At 56.8% G+C, this 18,872-nt stretch carries 12 protein-coding genes; all 12 read left to right on the top strand.

Annotation, left to right across the window (positions count from 1 at the left end; translation table 11 throughout):
- The first annotated feature begins 50 nt into the window (after positions 1-50).
- The 12 genes from VN577_11050 (at position 51) to VN577_10995 (ending at position 18,811) form a co-directional block, all read left to right on the top strand.
- Positions 51-2,312 carry a beta-galactosidase gene (locus VN577_11050; protein ID HWR15361.1) on the top strand — a complete coding sequence of 754 codons (2,262 nt, stop codon included), beginning with the start codon at positions 51-53 and terminating at the stop codon, positions 2,310-2,312.
- A gap of 48 nt (positions 2,313-2,360) precedes the next feature.
- Positions 2,361-3,110, top strand: a complete 750-nt coding sequence (locus tag VN577_11045; protein HWR15360.1) for an SIS domain-containing protein — start codon at positions 2,361-2,363, stop codon at positions 3,108-3,110.
- A 15-nt stretch (positions 3,111-3,125) separates the two neighbouring features.
- Complete coding sequence (locus VN577_11040; GenBank protein ID HWR15359.1) at positions 3,126-4,304, top strand: MFS transporter; 1,179 nt, start codon at positions 3,126-3,128, stop codon at positions 4,302-4,304.
- Positions 4,305-4,418: 114 nt separating this feature from the next.
- Positions 4,419-5,423 carry an ROK family protein gene (locus VN577_11035; protein HWR15358.1) on the top strand — a complete coding sequence of 335 codons (1,005 nt, stop codon included), beginning with the start codon at positions 4,419-4,421 and terminating at the stop codon, positions 5,421-5,423.
- A gap of 179 nt (positions 5,424-5,602) precedes the next feature.
- On the top strand, positions 5,603-7,696 hold the full coding sequence (locus VN577_11030; protein HWR15357.1) for a sigma 54-interacting transcriptional regulator: 2,094 nt from the start codon (positions 5,603-5,605) through the stop codon (positions 7,694-7,696).
- Positions 7,697-7,860: 164 nt separating this feature from the next.
- Positions 7,861-8,166: a hypothetical protein gene (locus VN577_11025; GenBank protein ID HWR15356.1), complete on the top strand. Its 306-nt coding sequence runs from the start codon at positions 7,861-7,863 to the stop codon at positions 8,164-8,166.
- The gene (locus VN577_11020) at positions 8,159-8,704 is read left to right on the top strand and encodes a hypothetical protein (GenBank protein HWR15355.1); all 546 of its coding nucleotides are present in this window, start codon (positions 8,159-8,161) and stop codon (positions 8,702-8,704) included. Before VN577_11025 ends, VN577_11020 begins: the two co-directional genes overlap by 8 nt.
- A 31-nt stretch (positions 8,705-8,735) precedes the next feature.
- Positions 8,736-9,860, top strand: coding sequence for an efflux RND transporter periplasmic adaptor subunit (locus VN577_11015; GenBank protein HWR15354.1), 1,125 nt, complete (start codon positions 8,736-8,738; stop codon positions 9,858-9,860).
- A gap of 6 nt (positions 9,861-9,866) precedes the next feature.
- Positions 9,867-12,938: an efflux RND transporter permease subunit gene (locus VN577_11010; GenBank protein ID HWR15353.1), complete on the top strand. Its 3,072-nt coding sequence runs from the start codon at positions 9,867-9,869 to the stop codon at positions 12,936-12,938.
- Positions 12,935-14,347: an efflux transporter outer membrane subunit gene (locus VN577_11005; GenBank protein ID HWR15352.1), complete on the top strand. Its 1,413-nt coding sequence runs from the start codon at positions 12,935-12,937 to the stop codon at positions 14,345-14,347. Before VN577_11010 ends, VN577_11005 begins: the two co-directional genes overlap by 4 nt.
- A 146-nt stretch (positions 14,348-14,493) precedes the next feature.
- Positions 14,494-15,330: an IclR family transcriptional regulator gene (locus tag VN577_11000; GenBank protein ID HWR15351.1), complete on the top strand. Its 837-nt coding sequence runs from the start codon at positions 14,494-14,496 to the stop codon at positions 15,328-15,330.
- Positions 15,331-15,511: 181 nt separating this feature from the next.
- Entirely contained in the window at positions 15,512-18,811 is a 3,300-nt protein-coding gene (locus tag VN577_10995; protein HWR15350.1) for a carboxypeptidase regulatory-like domain-containing protein, read from the top strand.
- Positions 18,812-18,872 lie beyond the last annotated feature (61 nt).

Here is an 18,872-nt window from a genome sequence, read left to right as displayed (position 1 = left end):
GTGTCGCCAACCAACGGCACCTGTAACAAGCCGTCTTTTCCAGGAGAGTTATGAAGGCCGTCAAAATCGCAGCAGTGCTGCTCGTGTGTTCGGTTCTGGGGTTTGCGCAGTCGGGACAGAAGAAGGTGGCGACGCCAAAGCCGGCGTCAGTGACAAGCGCGAGCGTCGATCACTCGAAGCCTACTTTCTTTCCCGTTTCGGTCTGGTATAGCGGCGGCAAAGCCCGCGCACCGATGCTAGACAGAATCACGGCTGATTCGCCGCGAGTCTGGAAAGAGGATCTGCTTAAGATCAAGGGCCTCGGGTTCAATACGGTCCGCACCTGGGTGGAATGGAACGTGGGCGAGCCGCGCGACGGCGAGTACCACCTGGAGAACCTCGACCTGCTGCTAAAACTGGCGCAAGAGGTCGGGCTGAAAGTGATAGTGCAGGTATACGTTGACTCTGCGCCGCAGTGGGTCGGGAAGAAATATCCTGACGGCCACTATGCAGCCCAGGACGGGCAGCCGATTAAGTCCCAGGCAGCACCGGGCTATTGCATTGATCATCGCGGTGTACGAAAAGCAATTTTAGGCTTTTATTCTGAAGTGGCACGCCACGCCGAGAAGAGTCCGGCGTTCTTTGGTTACGATTTATGGAGCGAGCCGGCGGCGATGAATTGGGCTCGCATCGGTTACAAGTCCGAGCCGATGTTCTGCTATTGCCCGAGCAGCATGGAGCGTTTCCGCGAATGGCTGAAGGGCAAGTACGGCAACATCGATGCGTTAAACGAGGCGTGGCATCGCACCTTTGCCGATTGGAGTGAAGTCGAACCGCCGCGGTTCGGGACCATCCTTTCTTATACAGATTTCATGGATTGGCGCATCTACTACGGCTACAAACTGGCCGAGGATCTGAAGATGCGCAACGAAGCCGTGAAGGCCGTCGATCCGGGTCACGTTACGACTAGTCATGCGCCGAATCCCTCCCCCTTAGCTCGTACACTGGCTGATGCTTACGATCCTTCGGACGACTTCCTGATGAAGGATTCCGTCGATTACTTCGGGACCAGCCTGTATCCGAAGCTGACGTCCGTGGACCGCAACTGGGACCTAAACCGGCGGGTGCTTTCCATGGACCTGACGAACGCGATCACCGACGGGCGCGGTTTCTATGTCGGGGAGTTGCAGAGTGGCTATGGCGTGCATGGCACGGTCATCGGCTCCGAGGTAACCCCGAGCGACATGGAGATGTGGGCGTGGGGTATGGTTTCCCGCGGAGCGCGGGCCATCAACCACTACGCGTTCTATCCGATGAATGCCGGGTATGAGTCCGGCGGTTACGGGATGGTCAACCTCGATGGCACCCTCACTGAGCGCAGTCGCCGGGCTGGCGCCTACGCGAAGGTGATTGACGCGAATTCCGATTTGCTACTGCAAGCACGCACGGAGCCAGCGGAAGCGGCCGTTGTGTTCAGCCCGTTGGCTCCGCTGCTGGGTGGATACCAGGCTTATGGAAGCCGCAACGCCACTCACCAGGCGGTGGCCGGATATCACCGGATGTTCTTTGAACGCAATGTGCCGCTCGACGTATTAAGTTCCCGTGAGCTTTCGGCAGAAAAACTCGGGCGTTACAAGCTCGTCATTGTGCCGTATCCTCTGATGCTGACGAAGGAAGAGGCTTCTGCTCTGCAGAGTTACGTCGCCAATGGAGGCCATATGTTCGTGGAAGCTCGCCCCGGCTGGGTGGACGAACGCGGACATGCGGAACCTATTATTCCGGGTTTCGGATGGCACGAGATGCTGGGCGTGAGGGAGAAGACGTTGATCCCAGGGAAGGAGTTTACGATTCGCTGGGGAGACGCCACGATTCCGGGCATGAGCTTCCTGGAGACGTTCGAGGTTCTGAACCCTTCGGCGAAGGCGATCGCATTTTCCCAAGACGGAACTCCGGTTGGCTACGAGAACAAATACAAAAAGGGAAGCACAATCGTTTTCGGCAGCTTCCCGGGACAACAGAACCAGCAGATGCCTGTGGCAATGAATCCGCTAGGTGGACTGTTGGCGCAGTGGGCCGGTCTCAGTTCGCCGAAGTTGCAGGCGCCAGCCCTTCTGGAGTTGCGGCAAATGACAGCGGACAAGGGCAGGCTGGTGTTTCTCTTTAACCATGCCAATACGCCAGCCCAGGTAACCTTTGAGCGGACATTGGAAAAGCCGGCTACCGCGGTCAGGGAAATCGTAAGTGGAGAGAAGGTCAACGCGTCTGGAACGAACCTGCAATTGAAAGCGGAAGTTCCGGGCGAGAGCGTACGTATTTATAGAATCGACTTTTAATCACAGCGTTACAACAGAACGCCTGTTACTAATTGGCTGGAGGAGAAGGTGAGCGTTACCCAATATCGTGATCGTATAACGGAAGTTCTGAACCAGATCTGGAGCACCCAGACAGAGAATATCCAGAAGGTCTCGGCCGTGATGGCCGACTGCATTGCTAAAAAAGGACTTGTACATTTATTCGGCAGTGGCCATTCCGTGTTGCCAGTCCAGGACATGTTTCCCCGGTATGGTGCCTATCCTGGGTTTCGACCGCTGATGGACATGCGGTTGATGTGGACGAACGTGATCGGGTCTGGAGGGGCCAAAGGATTGCTATGGCTAGAGCGGCGCGAAGGCTACGCCCAGGTGCTGTTCGAGAATGAGCCAATCCGAAGCGGCGACGTAATGATGGTGTTTTCTCACGGTGGACTGAATGCCGCCGGCATCGAGGTACTGCTTGAGGCGAAAAAGCGCGGCTTGACCACGGTTGCGGTCACGTCAATGCAGAACTACAAGGTTCGCGAAGCGACGCACTCGAGCGGTAAGAAACTGGCCGATGTTGCCGATTACGTAATCGACAACTGTATGCCGCCCGAAGACGCGCTGGTGAAGATCAAGAATTGGAAAGCTCCGGTTGCCGCGGGATCGACCGTGGCCACGGTGACGATTGCTATGGCGATCATGGCGGGAGTAGCGGAGTGCTTGTCGGAGAAGGGAATCAATCCCCCGGTGTTCGTATCGCCGAACGTCCCGGGCATTCCCGCGGACAATACTAATCGCGTTTACGAAGAATACGAGCGCTCACTGAAGAGGTAAGCCTTGGGAGATTCGGTGCGACAGCGGGCTTTGTTCATTAGCGCATGCGCCGGTATGTTGGTGTTCGGCATCGTGCTTGCGATTCTCGGCACGCTTTTCGGCATGCCCGAGATGCGCGAGCGTCTGCACATTGACCTGGCCGAGCAGGGAAACATGTTCCTGTTCCTGTACCTGGGTATCTTTCTGGCGTCCATGATTGCGGGACCCATGATCGATCATCTCGGGAACAAGTTGACCCTGCTCGGTTCGTCGTTGCTGGTGGCGGCGGCGATGGTGCTGTTCGCGATGTCGAGTTCGCTGTCCACCGCTTCGGTTGCCGCGGTGGTGCTTGGTTTCGGCGGGGGTGGTTTGAATACCTCGACCAACGTGCTTGTGTCCGATCTCTACGGAGACAAGCGGGGGCCGATGTTGAACCTGCTCGGAATCTTCTTCGGAGTGGGTGCTTTGTGCATCCCGCTGCTGGCCGCAAGTATCCAGGGACATTTCACGATCCCGCAGTTGCTGTTTTTCTGTGCGGCAATATCCGGGGCATGCGCTGTCGCTTATGCCGTGATGAAGTTTCCGCCGGCGCTCAGCCCACAAGGCTTTTCGCTGCGAGCGACGTTGAGCGTGGCACGGTATCCGGGCGTGTTGTTGCTTGCATTTCTGTTGTTCTTTGAATCCGGCAACGAGGCGTGTATTGGCGGGTGGACATCCACATATGCAAATGCGAATGGATTTGAGCCACGCATCGCCACGCTCGTTCTGGCCGGGTACTGGGCCGCATTGATGTTTAGCCGCATCATCGCCGCGACCGTGCTGGCGAACGTGCCGAAAGCGAGGGTGGTTCTGGGCAGCGCTGTGCTGTCGCTTCTAGGATGCGCCATCCTGCTATCAGCGCAGTCTTTGCCTCTGCTGGTGCTTGGCGTTGTGATCATTGGGGTGTCTTACGCCCCGATCTTTCCCACGGCGCTCGCCATTGCCGGCGACCGGTATTCCAATACGGGAACCGTGTTCGGTCTACTATTTGCGATAGCGCTGATTGGTGGAATGGCATTTCCCTGGGGAGTAGGACAGGTTTCGCAGCAGTTCGGCATCCGGATCGGAATGGTGGTTCCGCTTGCCGGAGCAATTGGAATCTCTATATTGGCAGCCGTACTGATGGTGCAGGAGAGAACAGCCCGCGTGCGCAATGCCCAGAAAGCGGCGATGTAGCGGCTGGTTTATTAACACATGGATGTTCGGCTGGTATGATTCGCAGCAATGCTGTAAAGGTGGCGCGCTAAAGGCGCTGCCGCTGAAGAGCTGAAGAGAGTAAAAGGATCGAAGGTGCCCTACTACGCATTCGCCGCCGACCTCGGCGGCACGAAGTGCTCGGCAGCAGTCGTGGACCAGAAAGGTCGAATCGTTGCGCGAGAAACCGTCCCGGTGGATTTGAGTTCCCCTTCCGGACCGGTCCTCCAGATTCGTCAACTGGCGAAAGATCTTGCAGGGTTAAAGAGTCCCAAGGAGGCTTACTCGGCGGCCGCCGTCGCGGTGCCGGGATTGGCTCGCCCCTCGGGAACCGTGTGGGCACCTAACTTGCCCGGCTGGGAGCGGATGCCATTGGCGGCCCGCCTAAAGCGGTCGCTGGGAATCCCGGTCATCGTGGAAAGTGACCGTAACGCGGCAGTACTGGGAGAGTGTTGGCGAGGGGCGGCACAAGGAAAGTCGGACGCGATTGTAGTCATTATTGGAACGGGCATCGGAGCGGGAATTCTGAGTGGCGGCCGGATCATCCGCGGCGCTCATGAATTGTCTGGTTGCGCAGGCTGGTTGGTCGTATCTGAATGCGACAACGCGAATTCCAAACGCGTGGGCCAGTTGGAATCGCTCACGGCCGGGCCAGGCATCGCGCGCTCAGCACGGCAGCAGATCGAAGCTGGTGCGCAGACGGAGTTGGCAAGCCTCGATTCTGCTCGAATCACCGCTTACGATGTCGCGGCAGCTGCCAGGCGTGGCGACCAAGTCGCAATTCAGATATTCCACAATGTAGGTGAGCTCCTCGGACGAGGTCTCGCGAACCTTGTCAGTCTTTTCGATCCCGAGATCATCGTTATCGGCGGAGGTATGGCCGCGGCTGCTGACCTCTATATAGAGTCCTTGAAACAGACGATGCTCGCCAGTGGGCAACCCCTGGCCGTGAAGCAGGTAAAAGTTGCCGTCAGCAAGCTGGGCGATGTGGTGAACTTGCTCGGCTGCGCGAGGCTGGCATGGGAGGCCGCGGGTGCACCACCACTTCGGCGCATGTCGTGGAGCCAGGAACTCTCGGCTAAGATGCGAGCCGGCGCCTGACCCTAAGTGCTGTCGATTCAGCGTCGTTGCCTGCGATGATTCGCCTGTCGCGGATTGCTGGATTTGGCGTGCTGACCGAAAAATCCACAACTTAGAGATATTAAGGCGCTGCTTTTTTGAATCCAAATACAACCGAGCGAAATCCCACACTACAAGCCTAAGTTCGCAGGTTGGGGATCATGGTCTCTGGTTCGGTTGCAATCCCAGTTCCTTACGATACGTCTATCCGCCGTTACGAGGCACTCCTGCGCGCGTCGGCTGCAGTCGCTGTGTGCCGCCGGGACTCGCGCGCGGTCATGGAACGGTTTGCCCGCGAGTTGCAAAGATTCGTCCGATTCGACTATGTCCTGATCACCGTAATCGACGAGGCGACCGGCCATGTGAAATGGCGTGTTTTTCAAGCCTTCGATGATCCCGGAGAGGTTCCGACTCCGCAATTTCCTCCGGACGAATCGCCCACCGGACTCGCGTATGAGAGCCAGCAGCCGGTGATCATCGCCGACTGGCAGGAGGAAACCCGTTATCCACGGCTGCGGGAAATGCTGGAGTATTACGGAATTCGGTCGTCGGTCGCACTGCCGCTCAGCACCATGCAGCGCCGCCTGGGAACATTAGCCATTGGTGTGTCGGTTCCCAACGCCTACTCTGAGGACGAGGTTCGATTTTTGACGCTGGTGTCCGACCACCTTGCGCTGGCGGTCGACAGTGCGTTGAGCGCAGAAGAGTCTGCCAAGGCACAGGCTGCATTGCAGCGCAAGAAAGATCTCCTGCAACTCACGTTGGACCTGACGAACAGGCTTGTCACGAGCCTCGATTTGCGCGATCTGCTGCGTGAGGTTTCCGTTAGTGTCCGTAATGTAATGAAGTGCGATGCTACTGGAGTCGCGCTTCCCAACGCGGACGGGACACAGCTTCATTTTTATGCGCTGGACTTTCCTGACGGGAAGGGGTTCCTCACCTCGGAGACCCCGATCGATATCGACCATTCGCCGCTTGGGGTGGCCTTTCGAACAGGGCAGCCCCAGACAAAAAAGAAGTCGGATGTGAACTTGGAGCCAGGGTGTGACCCACATCCGGCGTTGCGAGAAGGACTGAACTCCTGCTGTTTTGTGCCGCTTATCAGTCGCGGAAGGGCACTGGGGGTGTTGGCGCTGTCGCGGTTCACGGAAGAAGGTTTTGGGGCGGAGGAAATCAGTTTCCTGCGGCAGATTGCGGGCCAGATTGCAATCGCCGTCGAGAACGCGCTGGCGTACGGGCAGATTGCCGAGTTGAAGGAGAAACTCGCACAAGAGAAACTCTACCTTGAAGATGAAATCCGCGGGGAGATCGACTTCGAAGGTATCGTCGGCCAGAGTTCCGTGCTCAGAAATGTGCTGCATCTGGTGGATACCGTTGCAGGCAGCGATTCCACAGTCCTGCTGCTCGGAGAGACCGGCACAGGAAAAGAATTGATCGCACGCGCGATACACGAACGGAGCCGTCGCAGTGAGAGAACTTTTGTGAAGATGAACTGTGCGGCGATCCCGACCGGATTGCTGGAGAGCGAAATCTTCGGCCACGAGAGGGGAGCCTTCACGGGCGCCGTTACGCAGAAACTTGGGCGACTGGAACTGGCGGATAAGGGTACGCTGTTTTTGGATGAGATTGGCGATATTCCTCTCGAGATCCAGCCGAAGTTGTTGCGCGCATTGCAGGAACGCGAGTTTGAGCGCCTCGGAAGCACAGTCACGAAGAAAGTGGATGTGCGCCTGGTGGCGGCAACGAATCGCGACCTGGAAAAGATGATCGAAAACCGGGAGTTCCGCAGCGATCTCTATTACCGGTTGAATGTGTTTCCGATCCGCATTCCTCCGCTTCGGGAGCGACCGGACGATATTCCTCTGCTGGTAAGGTATTTCGCCCAGAAATACGCACGCCGGATGGAGAAACAGATCGATGCCATTCCTGCCTCAGCGATGAAGGAACTGATGGCATGGCACTGGCCAGGGAACATTCGCGAACTGGAGAATTTCGTCGAACGCGCGGTGATCCTATCCCGTGGGTCGGCATTGAATTTCCCATTGAAGGAACTCCGCAATGGAGTGGGACGAACCGGGCCTGCTGCTTCGGTTCCGTCCGATGAAAGGCAGGAAATGCTCCGCGTTCTTAACGAAGCCGATTGGCAGGTCGGTGGAACGAAGGGCGCCGCTGCACGTCTTGGCTTAAAACGGACCACTTTCATCTCGCGAATGAAAAAACTGGGTATCACTGCTCCGAGTCAACAGGTGTCGTAGCTTCGACACCTGTCGACACTTTCGACACCGTTCGACACTACTTTCGACACTTTCGCTAAGTGTGATCCCGCTCTAACACTCGCAAGTTACTCTCACCACATCGTTTAGCTGATCACTTGTCTAGAAGAAGGAATGGCAGCACTCGTGCATTCTTCCGAATGGCAATGCTGAAGATCACTTCATTCATGCGCGCGGGCCAAAGGACTCTGGTTCTAGAAGGCAAGCTTACGGATCCGTGGCTCGCGGAACTGGAACGTACCTGGCGAGAAATACGCCAGCTTAATGAAAAGACAAAAGTGCTGATCGAACTGAAAGACGTGACGGACATAAGTGTAAAGGGCGAACTGTTGCTCCGTCATATGAAGACAGAGGGCGCACAGTTCAGTTGCTGCCGCGGAATCATGATCAAGCACCTGGTGAAGCAATTAGCCCGCTACTGCTCAACGGAGAGGAGCACAAAGCATGACTAGCGCAGAGACGATGGCTCTTAGCGCGACCGCAGTTCGTGCCGGTCGGGCGGCGTTTTATACCTCAGCGGATGAGTTTTGCACGATTTTCAACCGCGATATGGATTCCTTATTCCAATTGGCGATGGTGCTAACTGGCGACGAAGCTAAAGCTCAGAAGTGCTTCCTCGCCGCGCTGGAGAAGTGCCGGAAATCAACGACGGTGTTCCGCGATTGGGCGCGTTCGTGGGCGCGAATTGCGGTGATTGAGAATGCAATCGAGATGATCGGTCCAAGCGCGGGCAAGATGGATACGCGAAACGCCGCATACGCTGGCGCGAGCCCAGAGTTTGACCTGGTGCTACGACTGGACACGTTTGCAAGATTCGTATTCGTTCTCACCGTATTGAATCAGTTCACCATTCAGGATGCGGCGATCCTTCTCAAGTGCCGTCCGCAAGAGGTGGAGAACGCAAAGCTGCGGGCCATGGAGATACTTGGAAGGAACGCAGCAGAGACGATCAAGAGTTCGGCGATGGCGGCCCACCGCCTCGCCAGTTAAGTTTCGATCGAGAGAAGTTCAGGGGTGAAAGATGGCAAAGAAGATATTTCTAACGTTAGGTATCGCTCTCATTGTTATAGGGGGCTTGGCATTCGCGAAATTTCAGCAGGTGCAGGCGGCCATGAAGCAGATGAGCTTCACGCCGCCACCAACCGCTGTGACCACGATCGTGGTGAAGAACGACAACTGGTCGTCGTCGATGAAGTCGGTCGGCACGGTCGTGCCAGTACAAGGTGTGACGGTGAGTGCTGACCTGCCCGGCATCGTGGACAAGATCACCTTTCAGTCCGGAAAAGTAGTGCAGGCCGGCGATGTCCTGGTGCAACTCGATACTCGCCAGGAACGCGCGCAACTTGCGGCGGCCGAAGCGCAGCGCGATCTTGCGCGGTTGAACTACAACCGTATGAAGACGCTGGTCGAGCAAGGAGCAATCGCCCGCGCTGACTATGACCAGGCGGAAGCAGAGAAGAGTTCGACCGAAGCCAAAGTCGGCGAGATCCGCGCGACGATTGAACGCAAAACCGTGCGTGCTCCGTTCAGCGGAGCGCTCGGCATCCGACAGGTAAACCTCGGACAGTATCTGTCTCCGGGAAGCCCGATTGTGCCACTTCAGTCACTCAACCCGATTTACGTGAACTTTGGCGTGCCCCAACAGAATGCCTTGAGCGTGAAAGTAGGCCAAACGGTGCATCTGACGGCGAGCGACATACCGGGACTGAAGCTTCAAGGGCGGGTAAGCGCGATTGATTCCGTCATCGATGAAGCCACGCGAAACGTCAATGTTCAGGTCACGGTTTCGAACCCGAAGGGTACTCTGCGACCGGGCATGTTCGTCGAGGCGGAATTGCAGACGGGCGCTGCGCAGTCGATCATGACGGTTCCGGCGTCGGCAATCAATTATGCGCCATTCGGAGATTCAATCTTCGTTATCTCGGACCTGAAAGACCCGAACGGGAAGCAGTATCGCGGAGTGAAGCAACAATTCGTGAAGGTTGGCCCTGCGCGTGGTGATCAAGTAGCAGTTCTATCCGGCATCAAGCCAGGAGAAGAGATCGTCACCTCGGGCACGTTCCGCCTCCGCAATGGCGCACCGATCACGGTCAACAACTCGGTTCAACCTTCGAACAGTCCGGACCCTAAGCCGGAAGACAACTGAGGAGTTATGAAGTTTACGGATCTATTTATTAAGCGGCCTGTTCTTTCGGTTGTGGTGAGCCTGGTGATCTTGATTGCCGGCCTGCAATCGATCCGCTCACTGAGCGTCCGGCAGTATCCGCGTAGCGATATCGCAGTTGTGAAAGTGACCACAGTCTATGTGGGAGCGAACGCTGACCTGGTACGCGGATTCATTACGACTCCGTTGGAGCGCGTGATTGCCAGCGCCGACGGCATCGATTACATGGAGTCGTCGAGTGCCCAGGGTGCTAGCACGATCACGGTTCACCTGAAGCTGAACTACGACACGAATGCAGCGCTGACGCAGATCCAGGCGAAGGTAGCGCAAGTGCGCAACGACCTTCCGCCGGAAGCGGAGGCGCCAATCATCGAGTTGGAAACTGCCGACCAGCAGTTTGCAGCGATGTACCTTGGCTTCTCTTCGGCGGACCTGGATCAGAACCAGATCACCGACTATCTTACGCGTGTGGTTCAGCCGAAGTTGAGCGCCATCAATGGAGTTCAGCGAGCTGACATTCTGGGTAACCGGACCTTTGCGATGCGAATCTGGTTGAAGCCCGACAAGATGACAGCGCTGGGTATTTCTCCGTCGATGGTGCAGGACACCTTGGCGAAGAATAACTACCTGTCTGCATTGGGCCGCACCAAGGGTTCGATGGTGTCGGTGAACCTCGTCGCGAATACGGATCTCCGTTCGCCGGAAGAGTTCCGGAACATGGTCGTGAAGGAAGAGAAGGGCACGATCGTGCGGTTGGGCGATGTCGCGGATGTGGTGCTGGGCGCCGAGAACTATGACGAGGATGTCCGCTTCAACGGCGAGACCGCCACGTTTATGGGCATCTGGGTTTTGCCGACCGCGAACTCGCTGGAAGTAATTCAGAAGGTTCGCGAAGCAGTTCCAGAACTGCGGTCACAACTGCCCGCCGGGATGAAGCTCGGTATTCCCTATGACTCGACGGCTTACATCCAGGATGCGATCCACGAAGTGCTGAGCACGTTGTCGGAGACGCTGATCATCGTGATCATCGTGATCTTCCTGTTCCTGGGTTCGGTGCGGTCGGTGCTGATCCCAATTGTGGCGATTCCAATTTCGTTGGTCGGTGCGGTATTCCTCATGCTGGTTGCGGGATTCACCATCAACCTGCTGACGCTGCTGGCAATCGTTCTGGCCGTGGGATTGGTGGTGGACGACGCGATTGTCGTAGTCGAAAACGTCGAGCGTCACCTGCATCATGGCAAAACGCCAATGCGAGCCGCTATCGATGCGGCCCGCGAGCTGGTCGGTCCGATCATTGCGATGACGATTACGCTCGCTGCCGTTTACACGCCGGTGGGTGTGCAGGGCGGACTTACGGGTGCGTTGTTCCGGGAATTCGCGTTCACGCTGGCTGGTGCAGTAACGGTTTCAGGCGTCGTGGCGCTGACTCTGTCGCCGATGATGAGTTCGAGGCTGCTCAAAGCCGGTGATACGGACCGCGGTTTCGCAGGATGGATCAACCGGAACTTCGAGAAGGTTCGTCGCGGCTACGAGCGCAGGCTGACGGGAACGCTTCACTACCGTCCAGTGGTGATCACTGTCTGGGCCATCGTGCTGTTACTGGCAGTCCCGTTCTACATGTTCTCGATGAAGGAACTGGCTCCTGCGGAGGATCAGGGTGTTGTATTCGGAGTGATCCAAGCGGCGCCCAATGCCACGCTCGACCAGACGAAGCTGTTCACGCAGAAGGTGTATGACGTGTATCACTCATTTCCAGAGGCGGGCAGCATCTTCCAAATCACCTCACCAAGTGGCGGATTTGGCGGCATGGTGACGAAGCCCTGGAGCGAGCGCAAGAGAAACACGCAGGAACTACTGGTGGCTTCCACCGGGCCTCTGTCACAGATTCCCGGCATCCGCGTAATTCCACTTACGCCCGCACCGCTACCCGGTGGCGGCGATTTCCCGGTGGACTTCGTGATTGCCTCGTCGGCCGAACCGAAGGAACTTGTCGATCTAGCGAACCAACTCGTACAGAAGGCGTTCGCGAGCGGCATGTTCATCTTCGCCGATGCGGATCTGAAATTCGATCAGCCGCAGACGGAAGTTGTCTTCGATCGTGACAAGGTTCGCTCGCAGGGGGTCGATCTCAGCCAGGCGGGACGCGATCTCTCAGCACTGATGGGCGGCAATTACGTGAACCGTTTCAGTATTCAGGGACGGAGCTACAAGGTGATCCCTCAGGCTAAGAGAGTGGAGCGCCTGACGCCCGATCAGCTCGAGCAAATTTATGTCAGTGGCAGCGGTGGCAAGCTGGTGCCTCTGTCAACGTTCGCAACTCTGCGCACCACGACTGAGCCGCGTGAACTGAAAAAGTTCCAGCAGCTCAATGCGGTGAGGATTCAAGGCGTGATTCCGCCGAACGTGTCGCTGGATCAGGCGCTTACGTTCCTGGAGACGGAAGCAAAGAAGATCATGCCCAACGGCTTTACGGTGGATTATGCCGGTGAGTCGAGGCAGCTGCGCGTGGAAGGGAGCAAGTTCCTTGGAACGTTCCTCCTGTCTGGCATCCTGATTTACCTGGTGCTGGCGGCGCAATTCGAGAGCTTCCGCGATCCGTTCATCATTCTTGCTGGGTCAGTTCCACTGGCGATCTCGGGTGCGTTGATGTTCTCGTTCCTGGGATTCACCACGCTCAACATCTACAGCCAGGTTGGACTAATTACGCTGGTCGGCTTGGTATCAAAGAACGGCATCCTCATCGTGCAGTTCGCCAATGAACTGCAGGAGGCCGGACACGAAAAACTTAGTGCGGTCATAGAAGCGGCCGGAACGCGGTTGCGTCCGATTCTGATGACGACGGCTGCAACGGTGGTAGGCCATTTCCCGCTCATCCTGGCAACGGGACCGGGAGCAGGCGCTCGCAACAGCATCGGCATCATGTTGGTGAGCGGAATGATCATCGGTACGGTATTCACGCTGTTCGTGGTGCCTTCGATCTACATGGTCGTTGCGCGCAATCGTGTTCACGAGGTTGTGCAGAGCGATGAAGAAGAAACCGCCCTGGAGGTGGTTGCATGATTCGGAAAATCGCTCATCTCAGCTCACTTGTTCTTGTCCTCGTGCTGCTTGCGGGCTGCACCGTCGGAAAGAGATACCAGCGTCCGCAGGTCGCTACACCGCCGGAGTTCCGTTCCGCTCCGGCGGGAGCAAGCGATGCTGCGTCGCTTGCGGACGAGAAGTGGTTCCAGGTTTTCAAGGATCCACAACTGCAGGAACTGGTTCGCAAGGCACTGGTAAGTAACTACGACCTCCGCGAGGCCGTGGCTCGCGTGGAAGCTGCGCGAGCGCAACTCGGCATCACCCGGGCCGATCAATTGCCGACGGTGTACGGCAGTGCCGGCGTGACAACCCAGCGGTTTTCACGAAATGGCTCGTTCACGGTTCCACAGAACGCAGACACAACACGGACTTTTGGATCCGTGGGACTGAACTTACTGTCGTTCGAATTGGACGTCTGGGGCCGTCTGCGGATGGCCACAGAAGCAGCGAGAGCACAGTTGCTCTCCACGGAAGAGACACAAAAGGCCGTGGTGACGACGCTTGTTGCGGATGTCGCTACTGCGTACTTCCAATTGCTGGAACTGGATTCGGAATTGGAAATCGCGAAGCGTACGCTGGCAAGCCGCGAGAACTCGCTGGAACTTATCAGGAGTCGCGAGAAAGTGGGTGTGGCTTCTACTCTCGACGTTCGCCAGGCTGAGCAACTGGTGCAGGTTGCAGGCGAGGCCATTCCGGAGATAGAGCAGAACATCGCCCAGACGGAAAACCTGCTACGCCTGCTGACGGGTGAAAGTCCCGGCCCTGTAAAGCGAACGCTGGCACTGACCCAACAGGAACAACCACCATCTCTGCCGGCGGGATTGCCGTCAGACCTACTTGCGCGCAGGCCCGACATCCGTGCAGCGGAGCAAAACCTGATTTCCTCCAACGCGCTGATCGGCGTAGCCCGTGCTGCGTATTTTCCGCAGATCAGCCTGACGGGTTTGCTCGGATTCCAGAGCAATCAACTTTCGAGCCTGTTTACCGGGGCGAATAAGACCTGGCAGTTCACTCCGCAGGTGGCGCAGCCAATCTTTACGGGAGGACGCCTACGCTCCAACGTGAAGTTCGCGGAAGCCCAGCAGAAGTTGGCGCTCGTGCAGTATGAGCGGACGATCCAAACGGCATTCCGCGAGGTGTCGGATTCGCTGATCCAGTACGAGAAGGTTCGTGACGTGCGCGGTCGTCAGGAAGCGCTGGTCGGAACGTTGCAGGATAGGTCGCGGTTGTCGTATGTGCGGTATCGCGGTGGCGTGGACACGCTGCTGAATGCGTTGGATGCCGACCGTGATCTGTTCGACGCGGAACTCCGGCTGGCACAGTTGCGCCGCAACGAGCTGGTCACTATCGTCCAGTTGTATCGGGCACTTGGCGGAGGCTGGCAGTAAGCTTCGGGCAAGAGTAAGTGCTCCGCGTTGGGAACCCCCATTTCGACGCGGAGCATTTTCTTTATGGAGTAAGTCGTCTCGTATTGTGAAACACCGTTGCATTTTCCTGTTGACTTCATCTGCAATTCACCTAGAATGCGGGGCGCGTGGTTGAGACCAAAAAGAAAAGCGTTTCGAAACGAGACGATCCTTACCGGGTACAAGTCCTCGATCGTTCACTGGCAATCCTGAACGCATTAGCCAGCAAGCATGACGATCTAAGCCTGGCCGACATCGCGGCCATGGTTCACCTGCATAAAAGCACAGTGCATCGGATTGTAATGACACTGGAGCGCGAGAGAATCGTCGAGAAGCACCCTGAAACCGGGCACTACCGCCTGGGGTTGAGGCTCTTTGAACTTGGAAGCATTGCGGTGGCGCGGTTCGACATTCGGGATCGCGGTCGCATCCACCTGGAAAAGCTCGTATACGACACGGAAGAAACTGGCCATTTGTGCGTCATGGACCAGGGCGAGGTGTTGTACCTCGACAAACTGGAGCCGGCCCGCAGCGTGAGACTGTCGTCGAGCATAGGCCGGCGCAATCCCGCCCATTGTACGGGCGTCGGAAAGGCAATTATGGCGTGGATGCCGGAGCGCGAAGTGGACGCCATTATCCGAAAGCACGGATTACCACGGTTCACTCCAAAGACTCTGGTCACACCGGCTGAATTGAAGTCGGACCTGAAGATCTGCCGTCAGCGCGGGTATGCCATCGACGATGAAGAACATGAGGAAGGCGTTCGCTGCGTAGCGGCACCGGTCATGGATCACTTCGGCTATCCGATCGCCGCACTCAGCGTGTCCGCGCCATCATTCCGGATCACGCTTGCAAAGGTGCCGATGCTCGCAGAGTTTGTGTGCAAGGCTTCCGCGACGCTATCCCGTGAGTTCGGGTATGCGCCGAGGGAGATGAGTTTAGGTTTAGCGAAAGCAGCCCGTTAGGACTGCCGAGAAGCAAAGCGAAGACGCAGTTCTGGATTGCAGTTGAGCACTTGGCAATGAGCCAAGTTTTTCTTGCAACCAAAATGAAATCGAAACCGCGTCTCGCATCGTGGTACGAAGCGCCCGCATCCATCGCAGCCCCTGAGGGCCTGATCCTGAGGGCCTGATTAGGAGATGATTCATGAGCGCTGTCCGGTTCCCTCGAATTTTCGCTTCCCAGATTCGCAGCCTGATCACAGGCATCGTTTGCGTGTTGCTTGCCGCTGGTGCCTTGGCGCAGAACACCACAACCACTGTCGTCGGCACCGTGACTGACAACACCGGCGCCGCCGTCGCGGGGGCCACTGTAACGATTACCAATACAGATACGAACCTGGTGCGAAACGTAAAAACCGACGCTGACGGCTCGTACCGTGTCGAGTTTCTTCCAGTCGGCAACTATCAATTGGAAGCTACTTCTTCCGGATTCAAGACTTACCAGCAGCAGGGCATTGTGCTCACTGTGAACCAGATTGCACGCATCGATGTGAAGCTGGCAGTCGGAGTCACAAACGAAGTGATCACGGTGATGGAGGCGACGCCGCTGATCAACACGACAACAGCCGAGATCGGCCGCACGATCGAGTCGCAGGAAATTTCCAGTCTGCCTCTTGTCGATCGCAACGTGTACACGCTGCTGGACCTTACGCCGGGGGTGCAATCGAATAACAACGGCGTGGCAACGGCATCGTCCGGAACTAGTTCGCTGGTGCTCGGTTATCCCGAACAGCGCACGTTGATTAACGGCGGTACGGACGGCGGCACGGGATCGGTGAACTATTTTCTGGATGGCGGCGTCAATATGACCGGCCTTCGTAACACGGGCAATATTCTGCCGAACCCCGACGCAATCCAAGAGTTTCGCGTTCAAACCAACAGTTACAGTGCGGAATATGGACGTTTTGCGAGTGGCATCATCAACGTACTGACGAAGACCGGAACGAATAAGTTCCACGGTTCTTTTTTTGAGTTCGTCCGCAACACGATGTTCAACGCCAACGATTGGGCATCGAAGTTGGAGAAACCGAGTTTCCATCGCAACCAGTTCGGCGCCACGATCGGCGGCCCGATCATCAAGGACAAGACTTTCTTCTTCTTCTCCTACTCGGGACTGCGCCAGACAACCAGCACGTTCCTGAACGGTGCAGTTGTACCCACCGCATTGGAACGGACAGGCGATTTCTCTCAGTCGAAGACGAAGCCCACCGACCCCGCGACGGGGGCCACTTTCGTATGTAACGGTGTTAGCGGTGTGATCTGCCCGGGTCGGCTGGACCCGGTGGCGATGAGGATTATCACCGATTACATTCCCTTATCAAACCTGGCAGGGAGCAAGTGGCAAGGGTATGTACCGAGCCCGTACGACACCAATGAGTTCCTGATCAAACTCGATCATCAGTTGAGCAACAGCCATCGGTTAAGTGGCAGCTACTTCGAGACCTCGGGTGTGAACACGGTGAGAGCAGGCAGCGGTAACCTGCCGTGGGGACAGCAGCAGTTCGAGTGGCGGCAACACAATATCAATATCAGTGATACGTGGGTGATCGGCAACACTCGTGTTAACCAGGCATGGGTAACCTACACGCGCAACTTCGGTGGACGCCTGAACATTCCCCAAACTTCTCTCGGCGACCTGGGCTCTACGTTCGCCATACAGGGCACACCGTCACTGCCGCAGATCAATGTGAGCGGCTACTTCAACCTGACGAACTCCATTGGCGGGCCTGTCGCAGGCACGAACTTCTACTCACTGCGCGACGTCTTTAGCTGGAGCAAAGGGCGTCACGCCTTCAAGTTTGGCGGTGAGCTATCGCTGAACAAGGATATCCAGCAGACGCTACTTAACAATTACGGGACGTTCACGTTCAGCAACGCGGTGACCAAGAACGCGCTGGCGGACTTTCTACTGGGAATACCCAGTTCACTTACGCAAGATGCGCCGGTCACTGGATACACCAACAGCTGGTACACCGCTTTGTTTGCGCAGGACGATTTCCGCATCGCGCCGCGCCTGACTCTGAATCTTGGGTTACGGTGGGATATACAGACACCCCCTACGGATCCTCAGGACCGTGCGACGACTTATGTTGCGGGTCAGAAGTCGACTGTAAATAGCCTCGCGCCTGTCGGGCAGCTCTTCTACGGCGACCCGGGCGTCGAGCGTGGTGTGGTTCCTATGCGGTGGCATCATGTGTCTCCGCGTATTGGTTTTGCATACGATCCTTGGGGAGACGGGAAAACTTCGATTCGTGCGGCAGCAGGCCTTTTCTTCGGAAGTGTGTCGGGGAATGAATGGAACACGATGACCAACTTCCAGCCCTACTCTATCCGCCTAACGTTCAGTAACGCGAACACCAAGACGGATGCGAGTGGAAATCCGCTGGGTGCAACCCTTCGGGATCCTTACCATAATTACGTCGGCGGCAATCCGTTTCCTTACCAAGGCACGTTTGTGAATGGCGGTGGAATCTTTGGCGTGTCGAAAGACTTCCAGTGGCCGTACTCGTATCAGTTGAATTTCTCGGTTCAGCAGCAGGTGACGAGCGCGATCAGCGTGACTGGCGCTTATGTCGGAACACTCAGTCACAGACTGCCGTTCGGTCGCGACGTAAACTACCCGGCGTTGACGCCGACTGCTACCAACTCGGGAGCTAACGTTCTGTCGCGGCGTCCCAATCCGCTGTTCGGAGCAGTGCTGTTGTTGGACTCCGACCAGAATGCTTCCTATCACGCGATGCAGTGGACGGCGACGATGCGGATGAACCGTCACCTGGCCTTCAACGGATACTACGTATGGAGCAAAACGTTGAGCACGGTCCAATTGCATAACAACACCACGCAGGGGCTTGCGCAGAATTACAGCAATCTGGCAGAGGACCGCGGTCGGGCTGACACTGATCAACGCCATACGTTCTCGCTCGCGCTGAACTACCAGCCGGACTATTACAACGGCGGCAGTGCGCTCTGGAAGCACGTGTTGAATGGCTGGTCAATATCGCCGATCGTAAAACTGCGCAGCGGAGTTCCGTTTACGGTGACGAATGGCAACGTCGATGCCAATCTCGACGGCAATACGAATGATCGCGCGCAACTCGTCGGCGATCCGTATCTCGATAATCCGACCGCCGACATGTGGTTCAATACCGCGGCGTTCAAGCAGAACAAGATTGTTACTGGTGTTGCGACCGACGGCAGCGCGCCACGCAATTTACTCGATGGACCCGGCTTCAGGGTGATTGACCTGGCTATCTCGCGCGATTTCCGCCTGACGGAGCGGTTTACGCTCAAGTTCCGTGCGGAAGGCACGAATGCATTCAACATGGTAAGCCTGGGTACTCCGGGAGCCAGCGTTCCCTCGGGCGCAACTTCAACAACATTTGGCGTTATCTCCTCTGCTGCACCGATGCGCAAGATGCAGTTTGGCTTGCGTTTGACGTACTAACTATTAATACGGCTCCGAAGATAAACCTGTCGGAGGAGCCGTGAATTTTACTATGTGGGAG

Source organism: Terriglobales bacterium, from assembly GCA_035561515.1.
Taxonomy (GTDB): domain Bacteria; phylum Acidobacteriota; class Terriglobia; order Terriglobales; family Acidobacteriaceae; genus DATMXP01.
This window is presented reverse-complemented; position numbering and strand designations above follow the sequence as displayed.